This window comes from Kitasatospora phosalacinea, assembly GCF_000717185.1.
Lineage (GTDB): Bacteria > Actinomycetota > Actinomycetes > Streptomycetales > Streptomycetaceae > Kitasatospora > Kitasatospora phosalacinea_A.
Genome location: NZ_JNYE01000099.1, coordinates 1 through 22312, shown reverse-complemented (window position 1 = coordinate 22312; position 22312 = coordinate 1). Strand labels below are relative to the sequence as shown.

General features: G+C 74.5%; 22 protein-coding genes. 8 read left to right on the top strand and 14 right to left on the bottom strand.

The window, feature by feature from the left end; translation table 11 throughout:
- Positions 1-58: 58 nt before the first annotated feature.
- On the bottom strand, positions 59-673 hold the full coding sequence (locus OO57_RS31100; protein WP_051778471.1) for a hypothetical protein: 615 nt from the start codon (positions 671-673) through the stop codon (positions 59-61).
- Between the two features lie 353 nt (positions 674-1026).
- Here OO57_RS31100 and OO57_RS31095 point away from each other — a divergent pair, with 353 nt between their 5' ends.
- On the top strand, positions 1027-1368 hold the full coding sequence (locus OO57_RS31095; RefSeq protein ID WP_033256070.1) for a cupin domain-containing protein: 342 nt from the start codon (positions 1027-1029) through the stop codon (positions 1366-1368).
- On the opposite strand, the gene OO57_RS31090 is transcribed toward OO57_RS31095, so the two are convergent.
- The 5 genes from OO57_RS31090 to OO57_RS47025 all read right to left on the bottom strand — a co-directional run bounded on the left by OO57_RS31090 (position 1332) and on the right by OO57_RS47025 (position 6309).
- Positions 1332-1556, bottom strand: a complete 225-nt coding sequence (locus OO57_RS31090) for a hypothetical protein (protein WP_033256069.1) — start codon at positions 1554-1556, stop codon at positions 1332-1334. The two genes, OO57_RS31095 and OO57_RS31090, sit on opposite strands and share 37 nt — an antisense overlap.
- Positions 1553-2377: a hypothetical protein gene (locus OO57_RS43080; RefSeq protein ID WP_033256068.1), complete on the bottom strand. Its 825-nt coding sequence runs from the start codon at positions 2375-2377 to the stop codon at positions 1553-1555. Before OO57_RS43080 ends, OO57_RS31090 begins: the two co-directional genes overlap by 4 nt.
- Entirely contained in the window at positions 2374-4404 is a 2031-nt protein-coding gene (locus OO57_RS31080; RefSeq protein ID WP_158715289.1) for a hypothetical protein, read from the bottom strand. Before OO57_RS31080 ends, OO57_RS43080 begins: the two co-directional genes overlap by 4 nt.
- Before the next feature lie 53 nt (positions 4405-4457).
- Positions 4458-5246, bottom strand: coding sequence for a hypothetical protein (locus OO57_RS39980; RefSeq protein WP_051778470.1), 789 nt, complete (start codon positions 5244-5246; stop codon positions 4458-4460).
- Between the two features lie 109 nt (positions 5247-5355).
- On the bottom strand, positions 5356-6309 hold the full coding sequence (locus OO57_RS47025; protein ID WP_081974087.1) for a Crp/Fnr family transcriptional regulator: 954 nt from the start codon (positions 6307-6309) through the stop codon (positions 5356-5358).
- 458 nt (positions 6310-6767) lie between these two features.
- Here OO57_RS47025 and OO57_RS31065 point away from each other — a divergent pair, with 458 nt between their 5' ends.
- Positions 6768-7757, top strand: coding sequence for a hypothetical protein (locus OO57_RS31065; RefSeq protein WP_033256079.1), 990 nt, complete (start codon positions 6768-6770; stop codon positions 7755-7757).
- A gap of 352 nt (positions 7758-8109) precedes the next feature.
- On the opposite strand, the gene OO57_RS31060 is transcribed toward OO57_RS31065, so the two are convergent.
- Entirely contained in the window at positions 8110-8805 is a 696-nt protein-coding gene (locus OO57_RS31060; protein ID WP_051778468.1) for a hypothetical protein, read from the bottom strand.
- Positions 8806-8939: 134 nt separating this feature from the next.
- Between OO57_RS31060 and OO57_RS31055 the strand changes: the two genes are divergently transcribed.
- Entirely contained in the window at positions 8940-9512 is a 573-nt protein-coding gene (locus OO57_RS31055) for a hypothetical protein (RefSeq protein ID WP_033256065.1), read from the top strand.
- A gap of 106 nt (positions 9513-9618) precedes the next feature.
- On the opposite strand, the gene OO57_RS31050 is transcribed toward OO57_RS31055, so the two are convergent.
- The 4 genes from OO57_RS31050 to OO57_RS31035 form a co-directional block, all read right to left on the bottom strand.
- Positions 9619-10668 carry a hypothetical protein gene (locus OO57_RS31050; protein ID WP_033256064.1) on the bottom strand — a complete coding sequence of 350 codons (1050 nt, stop codon included), beginning with the start codon at positions 10666-10668 and terminating at the stop codon, positions 9619-9621.
- Positions 10669-10801: 133 nt separating this feature from the next.
- Positions 10802-12466, bottom strand: coding sequence for an alkaline phosphatase D family protein (locus tag OO57_RS31045; RefSeq protein WP_033256063.1), 1665 nt, complete (start codon positions 12464-12466; stop codon positions 10802-10804).
- Between the two features lie 166 nt (positions 12467-12632).
- On the bottom strand, positions 12633-13835 hold the full coding sequence (locus OO57_RS31040) for an alpha/beta fold hydrolase (RefSeq protein WP_234337586.1): 1203 nt from the start codon (positions 13833-13835) through the stop codon (positions 12633-12635).
- A gap of 187 nt (positions 13836-14022) precedes the next feature.
- Entirely contained in the window at positions 14023-14664 is a 642-nt protein-coding gene (locus OO57_RS31035) for an HNH endonuclease family protein (RefSeq protein WP_033256062.1), read from the bottom strand.
- Positions 14665-14999: 335 nt separating this feature from the next.
- Here OO57_RS31035 and OO57_RS31030 point away from each other — a divergent pair, with 335 nt between their 5' ends.
- Entirely contained in the window at positions 15000-15410 is a 411-nt protein-coding gene (locus OO57_RS31030; protein WP_033256061.1) for a DUF6188 family protein, read from the top strand.
- Between the two features lie 144 nt (positions 15411-15554).
- Here the strand turns inward: OO57_RS31030 and OO57_RS31025 are convergent, their stop codons facing one another.
- Both OO57_RS31025 and OO57_RS31020 read right to left on the bottom strand, forming a co-directional pair.
- The gene (locus OO57_RS31025; protein WP_158715287.1) at positions 15555-15791 is read right to left on the bottom strand and encodes a hypothetical protein; all 237 of its coding nucleotides are present in this window, start codon (positions 15789-15791) and stop codon (positions 15555-15557) included.
- A gap of 120 nt (positions 15792-15911) precedes the next feature.
- Positions 15912-16175 carry a hypothetical protein gene (locus OO57_RS31020; protein ID WP_033256059.1) on the bottom strand — a complete coding sequence of 88 codons (264 nt, stop codon included), beginning with the start codon at positions 16173-16175 and terminating at the stop codon, positions 15912-15914.
- 181 nt (positions 16176-16356) lie between these two features.
- Here OO57_RS31020 and OO57_RS31015 point away from each other — a divergent pair, with 181 nt between their 5' ends.
- The 3 genes from OO57_RS31015 (at position 16357) to OO57_RS46160 (ending at position 19926) form a co-directional block, all read left to right on the top strand.
- A complete protein-coding gene (locus tag OO57_RS31015; RefSeq protein WP_033256058.1) occupies positions 16357-16923 on the top strand; it encodes a 3'-5' exonuclease in 567 nt (188 codons plus the stop codon).
- A 75-nt stretch (positions 16924-16998) separates the two neighbouring features.
- On the top strand, positions 16999-17613 hold the full coding sequence (locus OO57_RS31010; RefSeq protein ID WP_033256057.1) for a DUF7691 family protein: 615 nt from the start codon (positions 16999-17001) through the stop codon (positions 17611-17613).
- Between the two features lie 258 nt (positions 17614-17871).
- Positions 17872-19926 carry a glycosyl hydrolase gene (locus tag OO57_RS46160; protein WP_063737677.1) on the top strand — a complete coding sequence of 685 codons (2055 nt, stop codon included), beginning with the start codon at positions 17872-17874 and terminating at the stop codon, positions 19924-19926.
- A gap of 137 nt (positions 19927-20063) precedes the next feature.
- On the opposite strand, the gene OO57_RS31000 is transcribed toward OO57_RS46160, so the two are convergent.
- The gene (locus OO57_RS31000; RefSeq protein WP_033256056.1) at positions 20064-20558 is read right to left on the bottom strand and encodes an Lrp/AsnC family transcriptional regulator; all 495 of its coding nucleotides are present in this window, start codon (positions 20556-20558) and stop codon (positions 20064-20066) included.
- Positions 20559-20838: 280 nt separating this feature from the next.
- On the opposite strand from OO57_RS31000, the gene OO57_RS30995 reads away from it, so the two are divergent.
- Complete coding sequence (locus OO57_RS30995; protein WP_033256055.1) at positions 20839-22173, top strand: APC family permease; 1335 nt, start codon at positions 20839-20841, stop codon at positions 22171-22173.
- The last annotated feature ends 139 nt before the right edge of the window (positions 22174-22312 follow it).

Here is a 22312-nt window from a genome sequence, read left to right as displayed (position 1 = left end):
GGCGCCCCACCCTCCCCGGCCGGCCCCCCACCCGGCCGGGGCCCCGGTACCGCCCCCGCTACCGCCCCGGCTGCTCCAGCGCCGACAGCCACTCGTGCCCGGGGTGCGCGTCGCGCAGCCAGCGGGCCAGCGTCCGGCGGCGTCCGGCGTCCAGCCGGGGCAGGGCGCGGGCGAAGTCGGCCCGGTCCTTGTCCCGGGCGGCCTTCGCCTTGAACAGCAGCACCAGTTCGGGCCGCAGGTAGGGGATGCCCCCGGCGGTCCGCTCGACCGTCTCGGGGTACGGCAGCCGCAGGCGCTCGTCGCGCCGACAGATCCACGTCCCGCCCTCGTGCGGTTCGCGGAACACGTCGAAGCGGTACTGCCCGCTCGCCGGGTCGCGCGCCCAGGTCTGCCGGGTCGCCGCCAGCACCGCGGGCCCGGCGTCGGGCCAGGTCCGGCCCCAGCCGACGGCGTCGAACGCCAACTCGGGAAAGCAAGCGCGCAGTTCCCCGAACGCCCCGGCCGGCACGGCGACCTCCAGGTCGCCGTGCGCCCGCGGCTGCCCGCCGAGGAACAGGTCCAGCGCCCAGCCCGCCGCCACGCACCAGGGTGCGGCGAACCCCGCCAGCCGCCCCGCGACCTGCTCGGGCCGCCAGGCCCCGGCCCAGCGCGCCTCCACCTCGTCCGCGCCCATCCGCGCACCGCCGCCCGGCGGCCCTCCCGTGTCCACCCGCCGAACCTACCGGCCGCGCGCCCGGTGCTATCCCCCCGTCAACACCCCGCGCCGCCCCGTCCCTTGAGCGGGCCCGTCGGCCGCTCCACCCTGCGGTCCACGGACCCGGTTCCGGACCCGGATCTCGAACTCGGCGCGCCGGCGGTCCAGGAGGACCTGCCCACCCGCTTGGTTTCGCGCCTGCTCCGGCACCCGCCGGCCCTGCGCGAGCAGCTCGCCCCCGCCCTGGTGACGGGGGATCCGGCCGAGGCCCTCCTCGCGCTTCCCCGACGCCCCCTCCCCCGGGGCGACCCGCCGTGCGAGGATCGGCCACCATGGAGATCATCGACAGCGGCCACTTCCGCCCCGGCCCGGACGGTTCGCCCGACTACGCGGAGCACCTGAGCGTGCCCGCGCTGAGCTTCGGCACCTACTCGCTCCCCGCGGGCTCCGCCGACGAGCAGTCACCCCACCTCCAGGACGAGGTCTACGTGGTCACCCGCGGCCGCGCCCGGTTCACCTCCGGCGGCCGCACCATCGAGGTCGGTCCCGGCACCTCCCTCTTCGTCCCGGCCCGGGAGGAGCACCGCTTCCACGACATCACCGAGGACCTGGTCGCCCTGGTCCTCTTCGCCCCGGCCTACAGCGGCGTCCCCGCCCCCGGCGACCCGGCCTGAGCCCCGCCCCCGCGGGGGCTCCCGCGCCGCCGGTGCCACCGGTACTCCAGTTCGTCGGGACGCAGCTGCACCCGGGCGTACTGCCAGGCCTCGTCGAAGGAGATCCGGTTCGGCTCCGCGATCCGGATCCGCACGGCCAGCAGGCTCGTCAGCGGGGAGAGCAGCCACCGCCACGCGGACGCCCTCATCCCGCCGCCCCCTTCCCGCCGCTCCGCGCCCGGCGTGCGGAGCCGGGCCCGGGCCCGGGTTCGGGTTCGGGTTCGACCTCGGGCCCGGGGTCGACCTCGGGCCCGGGTTCCGGCGGGAGTCCCCAGTTCTCGAGGGCCGGCCACCCCATGCGGGCCAGGACCTGGTCCACGACTTCCATGAACCGGACGCGCTGACCGGGGTCGGCGCCCAGGTGGTCCCAGAACCGGGCGAACCCGTGCACGAACCGGTCCGTCCTGGACTGCGCGTCGTCACCGCCGCCGACGAGCGGGAGGATGTGCTCCCGGAACTCCTTCCAGTCGGGTCGCGGGGCGGCGCCGGTGTGGGTGAGCAGCCACCAGACGCGTGCGGCGTCCGGGGTGGCGAGCACCTCCTCCTGGAACACGTCCCGCCCCACCTGCTCCTGCTCCGCCCGCAGGCGGGCGGCCCGGAGGGAGTCCAGGTACGCCTGGGACCTGGCCCCGTCCTCCTTCCCGAGCGACAACGTGAGCCGCGCCTTCCAGTGGCCTCCGTCCCCGCCCTCTTCCAGGGCGCGCCACCGCACGGTCTGCCTGGCGACCTCCAACCGGGCGACCTCCAGTTCGTCCGGCCGGTGCCGCGCCGCGATCGTCCGTCCCTGCCGTTCCAGTGCGAGCCGTGCGGCCGCCGCGGCGGCCGCACGCTCCCCCCGGTTCCCGCGCGGGAGCCGGAGGGCGATGACGCCGTGCACCCGGAAGCCGACGCCGGGGAGCCCGGTCGGCCACTGGCTGCGCACCCGTCCGCGCTCGCGGCCCCACCGGGGGCCGACACCGCCGAGGATCATGGCGCGCCGGTCTCCTCCGACGGTTCGACGCTCTCGCCGGTCCGCCGCAGGGTTTCGCGCCAGAACGGGTTGACGGCTCCGCTCCCGTCGATCAGCACCCGGTCGAAGAAGGCCCGGTACCCGCGCGGTGCGAGGACATCGACGAACAGGGCCTGCACGGCGTCCCGGTGGGCGTCGTGCTGCTCGAACCGGTCGCTCCAGCGCCGCAGTTGGTCGAGTCCGGGTTCTTCGCCGTCCTCCAGGGTCAGCAGTCCCTGCCAGGCCTTGACGACCAGGGCCCGGGCGGCCGGGTCGCGGGCCTCCGCCAGGACCAGGTCGGCCCCCTCGTCGCTGCTGATGACTGCGAGGAAGGAAGCGAGCACCTGCCGCTCCAGCTTGGGGTCGGACCACACCTTGGGGTCCTTGAGCCACTGCCGGAGCGCCGTGCGCACCTCCTCCGGCCGCGCCGTCACCAGGTTCCGGAAGGCCCGGCGCACCTGCTCCGTCCCGAGTTCCCGTTCCTTGCGCCCGGCCGCCTTGTTCAACCGGGTGAGGGCCAGCAGCGGGTGCCGCTGCCCCCAGGCCCCGCCGCAGAGCTCGATCGCCATGTCGACCTTGTTCTCGTCGGTCCTGCTGTTGCTGACCCACTGGAGCAGCCTGGCCTGGAGGTAGCGGCCGATCTCGGGGTCACCCGCCGCCTCGGTGAAGGTCTCCACCGTGAGGGGGCGCCGACTGGGCGGGGCCTCTGCCAGTGCGTCCAGGACGGCCCGGTCCCGCCGTTCCACCGCGAGGTTCCGCAGCGTCCGCGCGGCGATGCGGGCGTCGGCTTCGGGGATGTTCCGGTCGCTGACCACCGCGACGGCCCAGCCCCGGATCTCGTCCTGCTGGTTCGGGAACTCGGTGCAGAGGTTGCGCAGGATCGCCATGGCGAGGCCCGGGTTGCGGGTGGCGTGGTGGACCCGTTCGCCGTCGGATTCGAGGCCCGCCGCGCGGAGCCTGCTCGCACCGGTCGCGTCCGAGAGCACCTGGATCGGCGAGCGTTCCCGTCCGAGCCGCTCCTGCAGCATGTCCCCGGCCCGGAGCACCGAACTGCGTCGTGCCCCGTCGAGCAGGGCACCGGCCCACACCGTCGCCCGGATCGCCAGCACCGCGTCGGGGCCGGCCGCCTCGCCCTTCTGCAGGAGCCCGTCCACGACGGTCGGCCAGTTGGTGAACTCGCCTACCTTCTCGGCGAGTTCGTCGCGGTTCGCCGCCTTCGCCACCAGGTCGGCCAGCCGCCGGACTTCTCCGACCGGCGGATTCCCGGACCACACGGCCTTCAGCGCCGCCTCGTCCAGCCAGTTGACGCGGTCGGACGCTCCCCTGGCCCGGAGTTCGGCCCGGACCAGCGGCCGGGCGTCGGGGGATTCCGGCCACACGGTGAACCCGGCCGTCCCGTCCGCCAGCTTGCCGTCCCAGTCGTCCGGCGTGGTCAGCACCACCAGGCAGGAGTCCATGGCGCGCAGTTCCCGGCCGTGAGCAGCCAGCCGGTCGGCGAAGCGGTCCTCGAAGGCACCGGACGGGCTGGAGAGGTCGAGGACGAACCCGCAGCCCCCGTCCTTCGGCAGCGGCCCGGTGGAGACCTTGGACCACTCCGGGACCAGTTCCTCCAAGCGCCGCACGCCCAGGTCCCGGAGCAGCCGCAGCGCCTGCGTGCGCCGCCCGGTCCCCGCCGGGGCGTTCAGCACGACCACACCGGACTCCGCGGCGGCCTCGTGCGCGGCCTTCCACTGCTCGGCGTTCCGTGGCGGCACGAACCGGTCGTCCGCGGCGGCCCGCAGTTCGGGGTCGGTGGGCGGCACCTCGTTGCGAGCCACGTAGTCGCCGTGCAGGTAGAGGTTGTAGTTGTACGCCTGGACGCCTTTCTCGCCGCTCTGGTTGAACACCGGCCCGGTCGAGCCGGGCCCGACCGGCTGCGGCAGCGGTTCGGGCCCGTCGGTGCGGGGTACCAGCGGCTGCGGCTGAGCCGCGGCAGGTCCGACCGGAGCCGCCGACGTCGGCGGGGGCACGGGGCCGGGGTGCTGCGGCCCGAGCTGCCCGGGCTCGTCCGGTCCGGAGCCGTTCACCGGATCACCGACCCGTGCACCGTCAGGTCCACCGCCTGGACGCTCTTCTGGCCGTGCTGGTTGAACACCGGCCCGACCCCGCCGCCTCCGACCGGCTGCGGCGAGCCGCCGCCCGTCCCGGCCGGGGACGGTCCGGGGTCCGGCTCGTCGGCCCCCGTGCCGAAGACGGCGGGGTCCGCGAGGCGCCAGTCGATTCCGGGGACGTGCACCCAGGCGGGCTGCTCGAAGGCCTTCACCTTCACCAGGTGCGGGGCGAACTGCCCGGCCAGGGCGCTGCCGCCGATGCAGCCGCTCTGGAAGACGTCCTCGTGGACCCGCTGGGAGATGATCACCACGGTGTTGGTGATCTCCGGGTTGGCCCGCGCCAGCAGTTCCCTCAGCACCGGGTCGTCCAGCAGCCGGTGGGTGTGCACCATCGGTTCACCGAGCCCGCTGCTCGGCAGCGGCCCGACGTGGATGCTGGCCCGCAGTTGCAGCGGACGCTCGTGCGGGCGCTCGGCCCGACGCTTCGTCAGCTCCTCGTGCAGGGCGCTGGGGAAGCAGCCGACCAGGGCGGGGAGGATCTCCGGGTCCACACCGGCGACGTAGCCGTCCCCGGTGTGCTGGCCGAAGCTCCGGTACTCCCAGTGGGCACTGACGTTGATGCTGTTCAGCGCCCGCGCGAGCAGGCGCTGGATGTCCGCGTTGACCTGCTGCATCTCCCGGCTGGTCAGCGTTCCGAAGTTCCGTGCGTCGACCGCGAGTACGGCCCGGTAGGGCCACAGCAGTTCCCAGGACGGCAGCACGTGGGTCCCCTCTCGTCGTGTCCGGTGCCGCGCATCGCGGCAGCAGCCACCCTCGTGGAGTCGGCCCGCCGGGACCGTCCACCGCTGGACGGTGCGGGTGTGCGCCGGGTCACACCCGGCCGGGCACCGGCGCGTACGGCTCGCCCCGGGCCGCGGCTGCCAGCCGTGCCGGATCAGTGACGACGAGACGGCGCCTGCCGGACGAGACGATCCCGGCCTCCTGGAGGCTGCTCAGCGCCGCCACGGCGGAGGAGCGCCCCATCCTGGCCATGGCGGCCAGTTCGACCCTGGCCACTCCCAGGTCCAGCGCCACTGCAGGGCCCTCGGTCCGCCCCAGTTCCTCGGCCAGCATGCCGAGCACGATCGCGATCCGGACCACCGGGCTGGGGTTCCGCAGCCCGACCTGCAGCCGCTCCTGCCGGTGCAGCCGTTCGACGGTCAACCGGTAGATCACGTCCCGGAGTTCGTGGCGGTCCACGTATCCGCGGAAGGCGTGGGCGGGCAGGACCACGCCCACGCAGCGCTGGGCCGCCGTCACGCTCGCCGAACGCAGCCGCCCGGCCAGGGCGCCCATCTCCCCCAGGACCTCCCCCGGCCCGCGCAGCATCAGGACCAGTTCGTCACCGGCCTCGCCGATGCGCGTCACCCGCACCTGCCCCTCGACCAGGGCGATCACGGATTCCGACGACTCGCCCTGTCGCAACAGCCTCGTTCCCCGCGGGAAGATGCGTCTGCGTCCCCGCTCGATCAGGTCCTGCCAGGTGTGCGGCGGCACGGCGGAGCGGAAGTTCAGCGCAGCCGCTGACGGTGTCACCCCCGCTACCGCGGCGGAGACCGCCGGCCCGGTGTCCCGGAGGCGCCCGTGACACCGGGAGGCCTGCCATCCGTCCGGTTCTCCGCCCGCTTTCACCGGGACCGGAAGAATGGCCGGCGCGACGCGTTCCCGACCTGCCAGCGGGCCCGGCAGGCCAATTCCGGCGGAACCCTTCGCACCCGTCCCGGCCGGGAATTCCACCACCGCCTCCGGCGCTCCCCGCGCCGCCCCCACCCCTTCAGCCCTCATCGCTCCGGTCCCCTCCGGTCCGGCCGGTCCGCTACCGGCGCACGTCCACCATCTTGTGCACCACGCGGAACGAGAGGGCCGCAATTCCGAACATTGGCCGGTATTCGGCCGGGGCCGACCACCAGGAAACCCGTGAATGCCCCCACCGCGCCCCGCCCACCCGCAACCCCTTTCACGAACAGGCGTGCGATTCGTTCCGGAATTCCGGCGGCCGTCGTTCTCAGGTGCGCCGATGTGCCGAGGCCCGGTACATGCCGCTCGGGCGCGACGGTTGCCGCCGCCGCTCCGGCGGAACTCGCCGCGCCGGGCCGTTCGCTGTCGGGCACTGCGACCAGGGTGCGCGGTGGTGGACGGGGCTGATCTCGACTTCTGGCATCATGCGCGTTCCGGGCCGCACCCGTCGGGGAGTGCCGGCCAGGGTCCGTTCCGCGTTCTCGCCCCGCTGAAAGATGGTCCTCATGACCCGCACCACCCCGCCCCGCCGCACGGACGTCACCGCGGCCTTCCCGGAACTGGCACCGCTCGCACGGCAGACGGTCCGCCTGCACCCGCGCCTGGGCGCGCCGACCGTTCACGACAGCTCGGTCGGCGGCCCGCTGCTGTGGCCGGCCGGGGAACCCTGGCCGGTCTGCCACGGCCCGCACCCGGAGGACGACCTGCCGCCGGTGTCGCCAGCCGACGTCAGGCTGCGCCGCGAGCTCCAGAGGGTCGGCGGGGCGGGCTGGAGCACGACCGAGGACTGGCGGACGGCGCTGGAGGCGACGCACCAGGGGCACCCGTGGAGCGGGGAGCCGAACGCCCTGCTGCCGGTCGCCCAGCTCTATGCACGCGACATCCCCGGCCTGCCCCGCCCTGAGGGCGCGGACCTGTTCCAGGTGCTGTGGTGCCCGCTGAACCACGAACCGCAGTGGATGCCCGCCACCAGGGTGGTGTGGCGCTCCTCCGCCGAGGCGGGCGAGCTGCTGGCCGAGGCGCCGCAGCCCGTGGACGTGTCGCACTACGGCGACTACGTGCCCGAGCCGTGCGTGCTGCACCCCGAGGTGGTGACCGAGTACCAGTCGCCGCTAGAGCTGGAGGACGACCTCAGGGAGCGCATCGAGGACTGGTGCGAGAGGGAGTTCACCGGTGCCGATCCCCGGTACCTCCATCCCGAGGAGTTCCGGGCCTACTACCAGTGCGAACTGTCGGTCGCCCCGGGGTGGAAGGTGGGAGGCTGGGCACCGTGGAGCTTCCGGGACCCCTCGGTCATGCGGTGCGCGACCTGCGACCGCGTCATGCATCCGCTGCTGACGATCAGTTCCGGTGCTCTGGACGGCAGCAGCTGGGACCCCGTCGAGGACCGGGACCTCACCGAGGACATCGGCATCATGATCGGACGATGCTACGACATGCAGCTCTACTACTGCCCCTCGTCCTTCGACCACCCGCACCTGGAAATCATGCAGTAGGACGCGCCAGCGGTAGTCGACCAGGCGGTGGGGGCGGGCTCCACCAGGGCCCGGCAGGCGTCGGACAGGTCGCTCGGACACGGTCGACGATCCGTCATGACGACTGCACAGGGCGGATTCCCGTCCGTGCGGATTCCCGCCTCCGCACAGGCGCAGCGAAACTCAGGGGGCCGCTGCGCACCTGCTCTGTCGCACTGGAGCCCGCGTAGGCTGCGTCGGCCATGGACACGCACGCTGAAGCCGAGCAGGCCCGCGTCGACGCGGTCGCTCCCGGTCCGCCGATCCGGCAGATCTTCCGGCGGGGCTTCGGGGGGCTGCCGGGGCTGCCGTGCTCCTCGTCGCTCGGTACCCCTCAATCGGTCGGCGAGCTGCGATGCCAGGTGTCGCGCTCCGGCACACCCGTGGTCCGCTCCCGGGCGGGGCGGAGCAGGACCTCGCTGCCGACGGGGGTGAAGCCGGTGGCGAGGAAGGCGCGCAGGGAGCGGGCGTTGCCTGGGGCGACGGCGGCGAAGAGGGGGGTCCCGGCGGGCAGGAGGGTGAGGGCGTCGCGCAGCAGGGAGCGGCCGTGGCCGCGGCCGTCGGGGTGGGTGGGGTCGAGTTCGATGCTGAGTTCGCGGCGTCCGGCCAGGCCCTCGGCGAGGGTGACCAGTCCGCGTTCGTCGCCGTGGACGGTGACGCGGCTGCGCAGGGAGCGGGCGAAGCGGACGCGCGGGTGGTCGTCGAGGTGGTGGAGGGTGTCGAGCCGGGGCGGGCCGCCGGTGGCGCGGGCGGTGAGGGTGGCGTCGGTGACGCCGATCCAGCCGTCGGGGCCGGCCAGGCGGAGCAGGAACCGCGGGGCGAGGGAGCCGCCGAAGCCGTCCGCTCCGGCGGCGGCGACCTGCTCGGCGTCCTGGGCGGTGGCGATGACGGCGTGTCCGGTGAAGGCGACCGAGCACTCGAGGCCGCCGGGCAGCGGCGGCAGGACCGTCACCCCTCCGTCCGCGAGCGGGAAGCGGCCCTCCGCGGCGGCCAGCAGGTGGGACAGCAGGGGGTGGGGGGTGTCGGTCACGGGCGGGGGCGTCCCTTCGGTGGGTCGGGGTGCGTCTGGAGCCTTGTGCGGCAGGTTATTTGGTTCGAACACGTCGTCCGGTGGGCCTATAGTGCTGGCCGACCTGTCCTCCTTCCGTTCCGGAGCCGCCCCCGATGACTGCCGCCTGCCCTTCGTGCTCGACGGCCGACCGCACGCTGCTGGTCACGGCCGCGCTGAACGACCCGCGCGAGGAGATGGACCGTCCGACCCGCAGGCTGCTGGACGTGCCGCGCGAGCCGAAGAGCGTGAGCCCGGGCAGCACGGTCCTGTACGTACTGGCGGGGCTGTCGGGCCTGTCGGTGCTCGGCTCGCTCTCGGTGATGCAGCACGCGGCGCGGGAGGACTTGGCGTACCTCGCGGGCGAGCTGGTGGTGCGCCTGCTGGTCGTGGCGGCCCTCCTGGTGGCCGGCTGGCTGGTGCGCCAGGCGGCCCGCAAGCGCCGCCTGGCGCAGGGCGGTTGGCCGGTCTCGTACGAACAGTGGACGCTGGTGCACAAGGTGTGGCGGGTGGCTTGGCTGTGCCGCGCCTGCCGGGTGGCGTTCTTCCCGCTGGGCGCGCTGCGGCCGGACTTCCCGGCGTCTCCCCCGCTGCGGTACGAGCACTTCCAGGACTGGCTGAACGAGACGGCACGGCAGACCGAACTGGCGGGCGGCTTCCTCCCCGCCACCGGCACGCCCGCCACCTGACCGACCCCCGGCCGACGCCCCGCCCCCACGACGCCCGGACCCGGGTGACGGGCCTGGTGAGGGCCGCCGCGCGGGCGGGGGTCTTCGAGCGGCGCTCCTTCCTCGTTCAATGGTCGTAGCCGCGCAGGAGCACGTCGTACACGGCGCGGACTCCCGGCCTGCGGACGGCGGGGTGCCGGGCCAGGACGTCCCGCATCAGCCGGTGGTCGACCCACAGCCAGTAGCCGCGGTGCAGCGGTTGCGGGTCGTCGCGGGCGAGTTCGGCGCGGAGCAGGCGCCCGGCCCGGACGGCGGGGCGTTCGTCGTGGAAGGCCAGGTGGCGCCAGACCTCGACGTGCAGCGGGACGGCGCGGACGCCGGGCGGGGCGGGCCACACCTCGCCGGTCTGCGGGTGCAGCGGGACGAGGGCGAGGTCGGGTCGGGGGCCGACGAGCGGCAGGTCGGGGCCGTGCAGGGCGCAGCGCTTGGCGGGGCCGGTGGCGGTGGCGGTGCCCAGGCGGCGGGCGAGTTCCGGGCCGAGGAGTGCGGTGGCGTGGCCGTGCTCGATCCGGACGGGGTGGCCGTCGGCGGCCGCGATCAGGTGCGCGAGCGCCAGCGTCGTCTCCTGCGTGCACCGTTCGTTCCACCGGCCCCGCTCGCTGACCGGCAGCGGCCCCGAGCGGTCGTGGACCAGTTCCGTCCAGTCGGCGGGCGGCCGGTCGGGCCCCGCGGGGACGGTGCGCACCGCACGGGGGTCGAACCGGGCGGCCTGCCAGATCGAGCAGCCGTCGTCGCGCCCGCCGACCGGGCGCAGGCAGGAGGCGCAGGAGAGGTTGTCGCCCGTGATGCCGCAGCAGGTGCCGTCGGCGCGTTCGGGGACGAGCACCGTGCCGGTGGCGTCGCCGGGCGCGCACAGCAGCCGGCCGACCCGGCCGTCCCGCACCCCTGCGACGGGCGCGTAGTAGCCGCGCGCCTCGGCCTCCCCCTCGGCGAGGTCCGCCCAGGGCCGCCACGGCCCGCCGGACGGCTCGGGGTCGACCGCGTACGTCCCGGCGTCCATCAGGACGGGCATCGGGTGGCCGTTGCCCACCGGGTGGTTGGCGTACGGCGGGAACCGGACCCGGGTGACGGGCCCGGTGAGGGCGGCCCCGCAGTGCGCGCAGGCGAGGATCTCCAAACAGCGCTCCTTCCGGCGCAGGGAGTATCCGCCGGGGTGCGGTTCGGACGCAAAGGGTTTTCCGACGGCCCGTCAACGCCCCCGGCCCGTCAACGTCCCCGGGCCGTCGGCGGGCCCCGTAGCGTCGGGCGGGTCAGGAGACCGGGGCGTAGACCCGTTCGAGCCGCTGGGTGCCGTTCTTCGTGCGGTAGGAGCGGGTCCAGCGGCTGGTGGCGTCGGGCCTGGTGCGGTCGGAGAGGACGTAGTAGTCCATCTGGGCGCGGTCGGCGGTGAGGTCGAGGACGCCGTAGCCGTGCGAGTCGAGGTCGGTCCACTTGACGTGCCGGTTGGCGGCCTGGATCGCGGCGGCGGCGACCAGCGAGAGGGTGCCGGGGGCGACCTGGAGGATGTCGTCAATGTTGTCGCTGGTGACGGAGGTGACGACGAACTCGGTGGCGGCGCTGCCGGAGGCGGGGTAGGTGGCGGCCTCGAAGGGGACGTCGCAGGCCCAGGCGGAGTGGATGTCGCCGGTGAGGAAGACGGTGTTGGTGATGCGGTGGTCCTGGAGGTGGGCGAGCAGTTCGCGCCGGTCGTGGGTGTAGCCGTCCCACTGGTCGACGTTGACGGCGAGGCCCTCGCCGGGCAGGCCGAACAGCTGGGCGAGCGGGCGGAGCAGGTGGTCGGGCACCGAGAGGAACGCCACCGGGGAGATCATCACCTCGTTGCCGACCAGGCGCCAGGTGGTGTCGGAGGCGGCCAGTCCGGCCTTGAGCCAGTCGAGTTGGGCCCGGCCGGTGAGGGTGCGGTCGGCGGAGTCGACCCGGCCGTCGCCGATCGCGGCCTGCTGGGAGCGGAAGGAGCGCAGGTCGAGCAGGTGCAGGTCGGCGAGCTTGCCGTAGCGCAGCCGCCGGTAGGTGGTGCCCGCCACGGAGGGGCGGACCGGCATCCACTCGAAGTAGGCCTGCTTGGCGGCGGCGACCCGGGCGGCCCAGTCGCCCTCGGTGCCGGGGGTGTGGTTCTCGGCGCCGCCGGACCAGGCGTCGTTGGCGAACTCGTGGTCGTCCCAGATCGCGACGGTGGGGACGGCGGCGTGCAGCGCCTGCAGGTCGGGGTCGGTCTTGTAGCGGCCGTGCCGGGTGCGGTAGTCGGCGAGGGTGAGGATCTCGTGGGCGGGGGCGTGCGGGCGCACGACGGTGCCGCGGGCGGCGTAGGCGCCGGTGGCGTACTCGTAGACGTAGTCGCCGAGGAAGAGGAAGGCGTCCAGGTCGCCGCGGGCGGCGAGGTGGCGGTAGGCGGAGAAGTAGCCGGCCTCCCAGTTGGCGCAGGAGGCGACGCCCAGGCGCAGCCGGGCGAGGGGGGCGTCGGTGGCGGGGGTGGTGCGGGTGCGGCCGGCGGGGGAGGTCGTGCCGTCGGCGGTGGTGAAGCGGTACCAGTAGGCGGTGTCGGGCCGCAGGCCGCGGACGTCGGCCTTGACGGTGTGGTCGGTGGCGGCGGTGGTGGTGACGGTGCCGGTCGCGACGAGGGCGGTGAAGTCCCGGTCGGTGGCGACCTGCCAGCGGACGGCGGTGTCGGGGCCGAGTCCGGAGCCGGGCGCGGCGTCGGGGGTGGGGGTGAGGCGGGTCCACAGCAGGACGCCGTCGGGCAGCGGGTCGCCGGAGGCCACGCCGTGCAGGAACCGCGGGGCGTCGGCGGCGTCGGCGGCGGCGCGGCCGGTGGCGGTGGTGAGCGGCAGGGCGAGGGCCCCGGCGGTGAGGGCGGCGGCCTGGATCACCCGGCGGCGCGGCGGGCGGGGCGCGGTGGTGCTGGTGGGTTCGGTCACGCCACCCGATGATTACCGACGGGTAGCAGCTTATCCAGAGCGCCTGCTGACTGTTCGTCGGTTCTTCATCCCGCCGATGCCGCCCGACCGCGCCGCCCTCACAGCCGCGCCGCCCTCACAGCCGCACCGCCCTCACAGCCGCACCGCCCTCACAGCCGCGCCGCCCTCACAGCCGGTCGGCGTCGAGCACCGCCCGGACGAACTCGCCGGGGGCCTCCTGCGGCAGGTTGTGGCCGACGCCGTCGACGGTGCGGTGCAGGTAGGGTCCGGCGAAGCGGTCGCGGTAGGCGCGTCCGTTGCCGGGGGCGGTGAACGGGTCGAGGGCGGGGTCGAGCGCGACGGTGGGGACGGTGATCACCGGCCGGTCGGCGAGCCGCCGCTCGTCGGCGTCGTAGCGGCGTTCGCCGCCCGCCAGGCCGAGCCGCCAGCGGTAGTTGTGGACCACGATCTCGGGGTAGTCGGGGTTGTCGAAGGCGGTGGCGGTGCGGTCGAAGACGCGTTCCTCGAAGCGCCAGGCGGGCGAGACGGTCTGCCACACCAGTCGGCACAGGTCGCGGCGCAGCCGCCGGTCGAGCAGGGCGCGGCGGCCGCGTTCGGTGGTGAAGTAGTACTGGTACCACCAGGCGTGCTCGGCCTCGGCGTTGAGCGGGTCGGCCTGGGCGTGGACGTCGGTGATCAGGTAGCCGCCGACGGTGACCAGCGCCTTGACCCGCTCGGGGCGCAGCGCGGCGACGATGGCGGCCGTCCGGGCGCCCCAGTCGAACCCGGCGAGCAGGGCCCGGCTGATCCCGAGCGCGTCGAGCAGGGCGATCAGGTCGCGGGCGACGGCGGCCTGTTGGGCGTTGCGCGGGGTCTGCTCGGAGCGGAACCTGGTGCGGCCGTGGCCGCGCAGGTAGGGCACCAGGACGCGGTAGCCGCGGACCGCGAGCAGCGGGGCGACCTCGGCGTAGCTGTGGATGTCGTAGGGCCAGCCGTGCAGGCACACCACCACGGGGCCGTCGAGCGGGCCGCACTCCGCGTAGCAGACGTTCAGGTCGCCCGCGGCGACCTGGCGCAGCGTCCACGGCACCGCGAGCCCGTCGGAGAGGACCGGCCCGTAGGGCGCCGGGCGCGGGGGCACCACGTAGCCGGGCCCGGGCATCAGGTAGGCGGGTTCGGCGTACACCGGTTCCTGGTAGGCCGGTTCGGCGTACGCGGGCTCCGGGTAGGGGGGCGGCGGGTAGGCCTGCGGGGCGTACGGGGGTGTCGCGTAGGCCGGTGCCGCGTAGGCGGGGGCCGCGTACGCGGCGTGCGTCCGAGCGCCCGCGGCGGCCGCGAACAGTCCGGTGCCTGCCGCGACCCCCGCCCGGTGGAAGCTCCGCCTGTCCATCCGCCCGCCCTCCGCCTGCATCCAGCCGACCGTTGCTCCCTGCTCAGTCAGCAAGCATGCCGGAGAAGGGCGTTGACCAGGGCGAAGACGCGCCGATCGGACATTTCGGTCGTTCGCGGGCGCAAATGGCCCAAACCCGTCCGCACGGCGGCTCCGCGCGGACGGTCCGGGTCGAACTGCGGTGCGATCAGCAGCCGTTGAGGAGGTTGGTCAGGGCGGTCTTCTCGGCGCCGTCCACGGACAGCTTGTAGTAGTACTTCACCTGCACCCAGGCGCGGGCGTAGGTGCAGCGGTAGCCGGTGACGGAGGGCAGCCACTCGGCCGGGTCCTTGTCGCCCTTGGCCTGGTTGACGCTGTCGGTGACGGCTATCAGCTGGGGACGGGTCAGGTCGTTGGCGAAGGCCTGGCGCTGGGCGGTGGTCCAGGCGGAGGCGCCGGAGTCCCAGGCCTCGGCGAGCGGCACCACGTGGTCGATGTCCAGGTCGGCGGCGGCGTGCCAGGTGGCGCCGTCGTACGGGGAGTACCAACTGCCGGAGGTCGCGGCGCAGCTGGAGTCGGTGACCACGCCGGAGCCGTCGCGCTTGAGGACGGTCTCGCGGGTGTTGCAGGCGCCGGAGATGGTGATCCAGTGCGGGAACAGGTCGCGGCTGTAGCCGGTGCGGTTCTCGGTCTTCACGCTCAACTGGGTCAGGTAGCTGCGGGCGGTGGCGGCGGAGACCGGGGTGGGCAGCGCGGCCTGGGCGGTGCCGCTGCTCGCCGTGACGGCTCCGGCGGCGAGGACGGAGGTGGCGGCGACGGCGGCGAAGCGGCGGAGGAAACGGTTCGGCACGGGGACGCTCCTGGGCTCGGCGGAGGGGCGGGTGTCGGTGCCGGGCCAGACTGGCAGCCGGTTGTCTATGCGGGTAGATACCGAGCCGTGAAGATTGCATTACCGTCGTATGGCGATCCTGCACCGGATGTGAACGCCCGTCACCGGACGTGTCCGGAGCAGTGCGCCCGGAGAACCCGACTACGCGACGGAAAAGGCTGGTTGACGCTCCGCCGGGCGCCCTCCGATCACCTCTTGGCTCCCCCGCCGCCCGGCTCGGCCCAGCCCGCCCGCACCCCGCGCCGACCCGCGCCCGTTCGTGGCTCCGTGGCAGCCGGGGTCCGTAAGCTTGCCGCATGGAGAACGGGATCGACCGTACGGGCGAGGGCTGGGACGTCCGCTCGATGCGTGGTGTCGGCATCGGAGAGCTGACCGTCGGCAACGTCCTGCGACTCCACGTCGGTTCGAGCCGGATCGAGGTCGGCGGCCCCGCCGAGCTGACGACGGACCACGGAGCCGTTCCCGTCCACGCCTCCACCCGAACCAATCTCGACCGACTGCCGCAACTGCTCGATCAGGTGGTCTCCGAGGTCCGTGCAGCCGATTCGGGCAGCCTTCGAGTGCGCTTCGCCAACGGCTGGCGTCTGGACGTGCCCGTTTCTTCCGCCGCCCCCGGCTGGGTCATCGGCCTGCGGAACGGCTGCTTCATCAGTGCACTGCCCGGTGGCGGCGTGCGAACGTCCGACCGGCTCCGGGCACGGGAGTGACGGAGAGTGCCGCCGACCCTCCAGGGCGCCGTTGCAGGCGTCCCTGACGGGCAGCGGGGCGAACAGGTCGAACTCCGGCCTCAGCTCCTTCAGTTCCTTCAGTTCCTCCAGTTCGAGCAGGAGGTCCTTCAGCCTCCTCCACCCCTACTCGTCGATTCCCTCCTGGGCGGCGAACCTGTGGTGCACGGAATTGCCGGGCGGGCTGACCAGCACGGGCTCTCCCGCCGCCTCCGCGGCGTTCGCGAACAGCCGGTGGGCGGTCTTGTCCACCTCATGCGTGTCATCTGCCGACCCGGGTGTCGAGGCCCCGAGGTGGATGCCGCCGTTGACCCCGCTGTCCGTCGACTCCACGAGCCGCCCCAGCCGCCCGCTGCTGCTCAACTCCCCTGGTGTACGGCGTGGTTCAGCCGTTGTTGAGGATGTCGGCCCAGGCCCGGCACGGGTGTGCGCCCTTGCCGGGCCGGGTGCCGGGGGTGCCTGCGCAGCGGGCGGCGGGCGCCGCTACGGCTGCTGCCAGTACGTCCCGGTCAGCACCGCGAACTCCCACTCCTCCAGGCACTCCGCCAGCACCTCCCGCCCGGCGGCCTGCCGCGCGACCAGTTCCGCCAGCGCGACCGCCAGTGGTCGGCAGGCGCCGACGCCGTGGCGCTCCACGAACTCGTCCAGCAGTGCCGTCTCCGACCCGCCGCCCCCGGCCCGTACCAGGGCGATCGCCGCCAGCACCACCGAGTCGGCGAAGGCGTGCGGCCCGTGTCCCGTCTCCATGCCCCTACCCTCCCCGGCCCCGCGCGCGCCTTCCAGCCCCGCCCCCTCCCCCGGGTGAACCCCCGCCCCGGGCCGCCGCCCGTCCGGCCCCGGCCTGCTACGCTCCCGCCGCCGCTCCCGCTCCCGCCCTCCCCGGGATATCCGGTTGACCGGGGCGGCGGGCGGTGCGCATCATCCCGCCATGGAACCGGACCTGTTGAACGTGGTGGACGTCGAGGCCACCTGCTGGGACGGGCAGCCGCCGCCCGGTCAGGTCAGCGAGATCATCGAGATCGGGCTGACGGTGGTCGACCTGTCCTCCCTCCGACGGGTCGGTCGGCACCGGGTCCTGGTCCGCCCGCAGCGTTCGACGGTCAGCGCCTTCTGCACCGAACTGACCGGACTGACGCAGTCCGAGGTGGCCACCGGCCTGTCCTTCGCCGAGGCCTGCCGCCTGCTGGCCGCCGAGCACCGGGCGGGGCACCGCCCGTGGGCGAGCTGGGGCGACTACGACCGCCTGCAGTTCACCCGCCAGTGCCGGGCGACCGGCACCGCCTACCCGTTCGGCCGTCACCACACCAACGCCAAGGCCGCCTTCACCGAGGCCCGCGCCCTGCGCAAGCGCCCCGGCATGGCCCGCGCCCTCGAACTCGCCGGGCTCCCCCTGGAGGGCCGCCACCACAGCGGCGCGGACGACGCCTGGAACATCGCCGCCCTCGTCCTGACCCTGGCCCGGACGGGCAACTGGCCCCCGCCCCAGGCACATTGACCCGAGCCGCATCGGCCCGAGCCGCGTTGCCCCCCGCCCGACCGGCTGTCGGCCCCCGACCCTAGGGTTGGCCGCATGAGCTCCTCCCTGAACGTCTTCCTGCTCGATCCCGCCGCCGCCCGCGGCCTGGTCGGTTCCGGCGACGAGCGGCCGCTGCGGCTCGCCGCCGACCGCCTCCGCGACGAGCTCGCCTCGGCGGACGACTGGTTCTCCTGCGAGATCGAGAACGGCGCGCCGCGGGCCGCCGAGGCACTGCGGGCCCTGGTCCACGGCGGCCCCTACTCGGCGGACCGCGACCACGCCTTCCAGTACGGCTACGCCTACCAGCGCCTGTGCTCGCTGCGCGGCGAGTTCCTCGACAACTCGAGCTTCTCCCCGTTCCGGGGCGCCTGGTTGAGCGCCGTCGACGAGGGCCTGGCCGCACTGGGGGTGGCCGCGGTGTCGGTGGCGAAGTTCGGCTACAGGAGCGGCCTGCCCGCCGGGGTGCCCCGCAGCCTGGATTTCCCGGGCTGCGGGGAGTGGACGCACGAGCAGTGCCTGGCAGCCCTGGCGGAGTTCGAACGGGCCGAACGGGACGGCGCTGCACCGGAGTTGGAGTACGACGTGGCGAAGGCGGTCGCCGACGTCCGCGGCTGGCTGCGCCGGACGGCGGAGCACCCCGGCCTCGGCGTGGTCGGCTTCGTCTCCTGACCTGCTGACCCGCTGACCCGCTGACCCGCCGATCTTCCACCCCGCCGCCCGCCGCCCCGCCGCCCCGGATACCGACCGGGCGGGGGGTGCTCGGCAGCGGAGCCCCCGATCCGGAGTGCTGCAAGTTACTTGATACGGAGCAGGTGGGGGCGCCCGGGCCCGCGACGCCTTGACACGCAGGTCGCCCCACGCTTCCTTGGGAGCGCTCCCACACAGTTGGCCCAGGTCACTGTGCCCCCATGGAACGAGGAGGCCCTCTTGTCCCCCCGCACACGGTTCAGAAGCAGGCTGCTCGGCCTGACGCTGTCGGCCGCACTCGCCCTCCCGGCGGCGGCGGTCCTGCAACCGGGCGCCGCCCAGGCGGCCGACGCCGGTTCGACCCGGGTCTACCAGGCCGAGGACGGCACGCTGAACGGCGTGACCGCCGGAACGTCGGTCACGGGCTTCCAGGGCACCGGCTACGTCGAGGGCTTCGACCAGGCGAGCGACAGCCTGACGGTCACCGTGCCCGACAGCCCCGGCGGCCTCTACAGCCTGTCGGTCCGCTACGCCGGACCGTACGGCGACAAGAAGGCCAACCTGCTGGTCAACGGCAGCGGGGTGGGGGAAGTCTCGCTCCCCGCCACCACCGCCTGGACGGACGCCGCGGCCGGCAACGTGCTCCTGAAGGCCGGCACCAACACCGTGACGATCAGCAACGACTGGGGGTGGTACCTGATCGACTCGGTCTCCCTCACCCCGGCCCCGGCCCGCCCGCCCCACGCCGTCACCGGCGAACTGACCGACCCCCAGGCCACGCCCGAGGCCAAGTCGCTGATGAAGTACCTGACGGCGAACTACGGCAAGAACATCCTCAGCGGCCAGCAGGACGCCGCCCACGAGCAGTGGATCGAGGCCAACGTCGGCAAGGCCCCGGCCGTCGAGGGCCTGGACATGATGGACTACACCCCCAGCCGGGTGGAGCGCGGCACCACCGGCCAGGACACCGACAACGCCATCGCCTGGGACAAGCGCGGCGGCATCGTCGCCTTCTGCTGGCACTGGAACGCCCCCAGCGGGCTGATCGACCAGCCCGGCAAGGAGTGGTGGCGCGGCTTCTACACCGACTCCACCACCTTCGACGTCCAGGCGGCGCTGGCCGACCCGACCTCGGAGGACTACAAGCTGCTGCTGCGCGACATCGACGCCATCTCCGTCCAGCTCAAGCGGCTGCAGGACGCGGGCGTGCCGGTCATCTGGCGTCCGCTGCACGAGGCCGAGGGCGGATGGTTCTGGTGGGGCGCCAAGGGGCCGGAGTCGGCCAAGGCCCTCTACCGGCTGGTGCACGACCGGCTCACCGAGGTCGACGGCATCCACAACCTGATCTGGCAGTGGAACTCCGTGGACCCGGCCTGGTACCCCGGTGACGACGTGGTCGACGTGGTCAGCGCCGACTCCTACCCCACGGCCGGCGACCACGGCCCGGTGGCCCTCACCTACGACCGCGAGCTGGCACTGACCGGCGACACCAAGGTCGCCGCCCTGTCGGAGGTCGGCACCGTCCCGGACCCCGACCTGCTGCGCGCCTACCGGGCCGACTGGTCGTACTTCGTGGCCTGGGCCGGCTTCGAGCAGGACACCAGCAGCAACTCCCTGGACTTCCTCAAGCGGGTGTACGACGACCCGTACGTCGTCACCCTCGACGAACTCGGCGACTTCAAGCACACCGGCGGGGGCACGGGTGGCGACACGACGGCGCCGACCGCGCCGACCGGCCTGACGGGCACCGCGACGGCCTCCGCTGCGGCGCTGTCCTGGACCGCCTCCACCGACGACACCGGGGTCACCGGCTACGACGTCTACCGCGGGGGCAGCAAGGTCGCCGGTGTCACCGGCACCTCGTACACGGACACCGGACTGACCGCCGGGACCGCCTACACCTACACCGTCAAGGCCCGTGACGCCGCCGGGAACACCTCCGCCGCGTCCGCCCCGGTCACCGTCACCACCACCGGCACCACCGGCCCGGGCGACAAGGGGTGCACCGCGACCTACACCACCACCAGCGGCTGGGGCAGCGGCTTCACCGCCGCCGTCACCGTCAAGGCCGGCAGCTCCGCCGTCACCTCCTGGAAGGTCACCTGGACCTACGCCGGTGACCAGAAGGTCACCAACGCCTGGAACGCCACGGTCACCCAGACCGGGGCGTCGGTCTCCGCCGTCAACGCGGGCTACAACGGCTCCGTCGCCGCGGGGGGCAGCACCTCCTTCGGCTTCCAGGGCACCCGCACCGGCGCCAACACCGTCCCGACGGTCACCTGCACCGCAAGCTGATCCCGTCCCCCTCCGGCACCGCTCCACCGGCACTGCGGTCAGTCGCCGGTGGAGCGGCGCCACGAGTGGGCCGCTCCGGAACGACCGGCGGGCCGACCCCGCCACCCGCGTGCGCGAGTCGGCCCGGCCGGGTCCGGCTACCGGCCGGGGCGGGGCGGCCAGTGGTCGAGCGGGAGGGGGCCGCGGGAGCGGACGGTGCGGATGGCGAAGGTGGAGCGGGCGTCGCGGACGGGGCCGACGGCGAGGATCTCGTCCAGCAGCACCTGCTCGTAGGTGGCCAGGTCCGGTACGGCGATCTCCACCAGGAAGTCGGCCTCGCCGGAGACCACGTGGCAGGCGACCACCGCGGGGATCGCGCACAGCGACTCCTCGATGTGCCGCGAGGTCTCCCGCGAGTGCTGCTCGACCCGGAGCGCGACGAACACCGTCAGCCCCAACCCGACCCGGTCGCGGTCGAGTTCGGCCCGGTACCCGGCGATCACCCCGTCCGCCTCCAGGGCCTTGGTCCGCCGCAGCGCGGAGGAGGGCGAGAGCCGGACGGCCTCGGCGAGGTCGACGTTGGCGGTCCGGCCGTGCCGCTGGAGGTGGGCCAGGATGGCGCGGTCGATGCGGTCGTACTGGGGGATCGACATGCCGTGCACCCTAGCGGTGCGGTGGCGGAATCGTCGCCGATCAGGCCGTTCCCCGGCACGGCGTGCCGCCGCCCGCTGCCACCGCGGCAGGATCCGCCACGCCGACCCGCGTACCCCCGACGGAATCTGCCGCCCGCCCCGGCCCTCGTCCCCTCCCGCTCCCGCCCCGCGGCACGACCTGCCGCCGACCCGCCGTCCGGCGGCAGGATCTGCCGCCGGGCCCCCGCCGCGGAGCGGATTTCGCCATCGGGTGCCGCGCGGTCCGGGCCAGGATCGGGGCATGACCGACACCACGTCAGCACCCCGCCCCCACCCCCACCGTCCCCGTCCCCGTCCCGGCCCCCGCTCCCCGTCGCCCGCCTTCCTCTCCACCGCCGGGGCGTCCGCGCTGTACGTCGGCGCGCTGCTCGGCCCCAGTCTGCTGCTGCTCCCGGGGCTGGCGGCGCGCGCGGCGGGGCCGGCCTCGCTGCTGGCGTGGCTGGCGCTGCTCGGGCTGTCCGGTCTGATCGCGGTGGTGTTCTGCGCGCTCGGCACCCGGCTGGGCTCCTCCGGCGGCGTCGCCGGGTACACGGCCGCGGGGTTGGGCGCGCGGGCGGGCCGGGCCGCCGGGTGGTGCTTCCTGGCGGGGGTGGTCGCGGGCGCGCCCGTGGTCTGCCTGATCGGCGGGAGCTACGCGGCGGCGGCCGTGGGCGCGGACGGGGGCGCGGCCGTCCGGGCGGGGCTGGTGCTGCTGGCGCTGGTGCTGGCGGTCCGGCTGCTGGGGGTGCGGACCGGGGCGGGGCTCCAACTGGCGCTGGTCTCCGCCCTGGTGGGCCTGGTGCTGTTCGCGGTCCTCGGCGCGGCCCCGACCGCCCGGGCCGCGCACTGGACGCCCTTCCTGCCGCACGGCTGGAGCGGCGTCGCGCGGGCGGCACCGCCGCTGATGTTCGCGTTCGTCGGCTGGGAGGCCGCCGCCTCGCTGACCACCCGGCTGCGCGACCCGCGCCGCCAACTGCGCCGGGTGGTGCTGATCGCCTTCGCCGTGACCTCGCTGCTCTGCCTGGGCCTGGCGGCCGCGACGGTGGCCGTGCTCGGCCCGGGCGCGGGCGGCTCCGTCCCGCTGGCCGACCTGATGCGCGCCGCGGTCGGCTCCCGGGGGCCGCTGCTGGCCGCCGGTGCGGCGGTGGTGCTCACCCTCGCCGCGACCAACACCTACCTGACGGGCGCCGCCGCCCTGCTGGACGCCCTGCTCCCCTCCGGCACGGCCGCCGGGCGCCGCGGTTCGCTCGCCGTGGTGGCGGCCACCGCCCTGACCGGCGTCCCGCTGTTCGCCCTGGTCGGGACGGGCGTGCTGACGACCGCTCAACTGGTGGCCGTGCCGACGGCGCTGTTCCTCGCCGTCTACCTGGCCTGCACGGCCGCGGCGGTCCGCGTGCTGGACGGCGCCGCGCGCCTGGCCGCCGCCGCGAGCTGCCCGGCGGTGCTGGCGCTGCTGCTCGGCACGGGGTGGCCGGTGCTCGCCGCCGCCGCGGTGGCGCTCGCCGCGGCCCTGACCCCCGCGCCTCGAACGGGTGACCACCCGCCGTTCGAACGTTCCGCCGCAGTTCAGAAGGGTTCACCGGCCAGTGGGGTTTGATCCCGAACGGCTACCGCGCCTCGGCGGGACGGTCCGATGATCGGGCAATGGACCATGCCCCCGGCGATTACCTCCCGCCCCTGCCCCCACTGCCACCACTCCCCCAACCGCCCCCGCTGCCGTCCCTCCCCCAACCGCC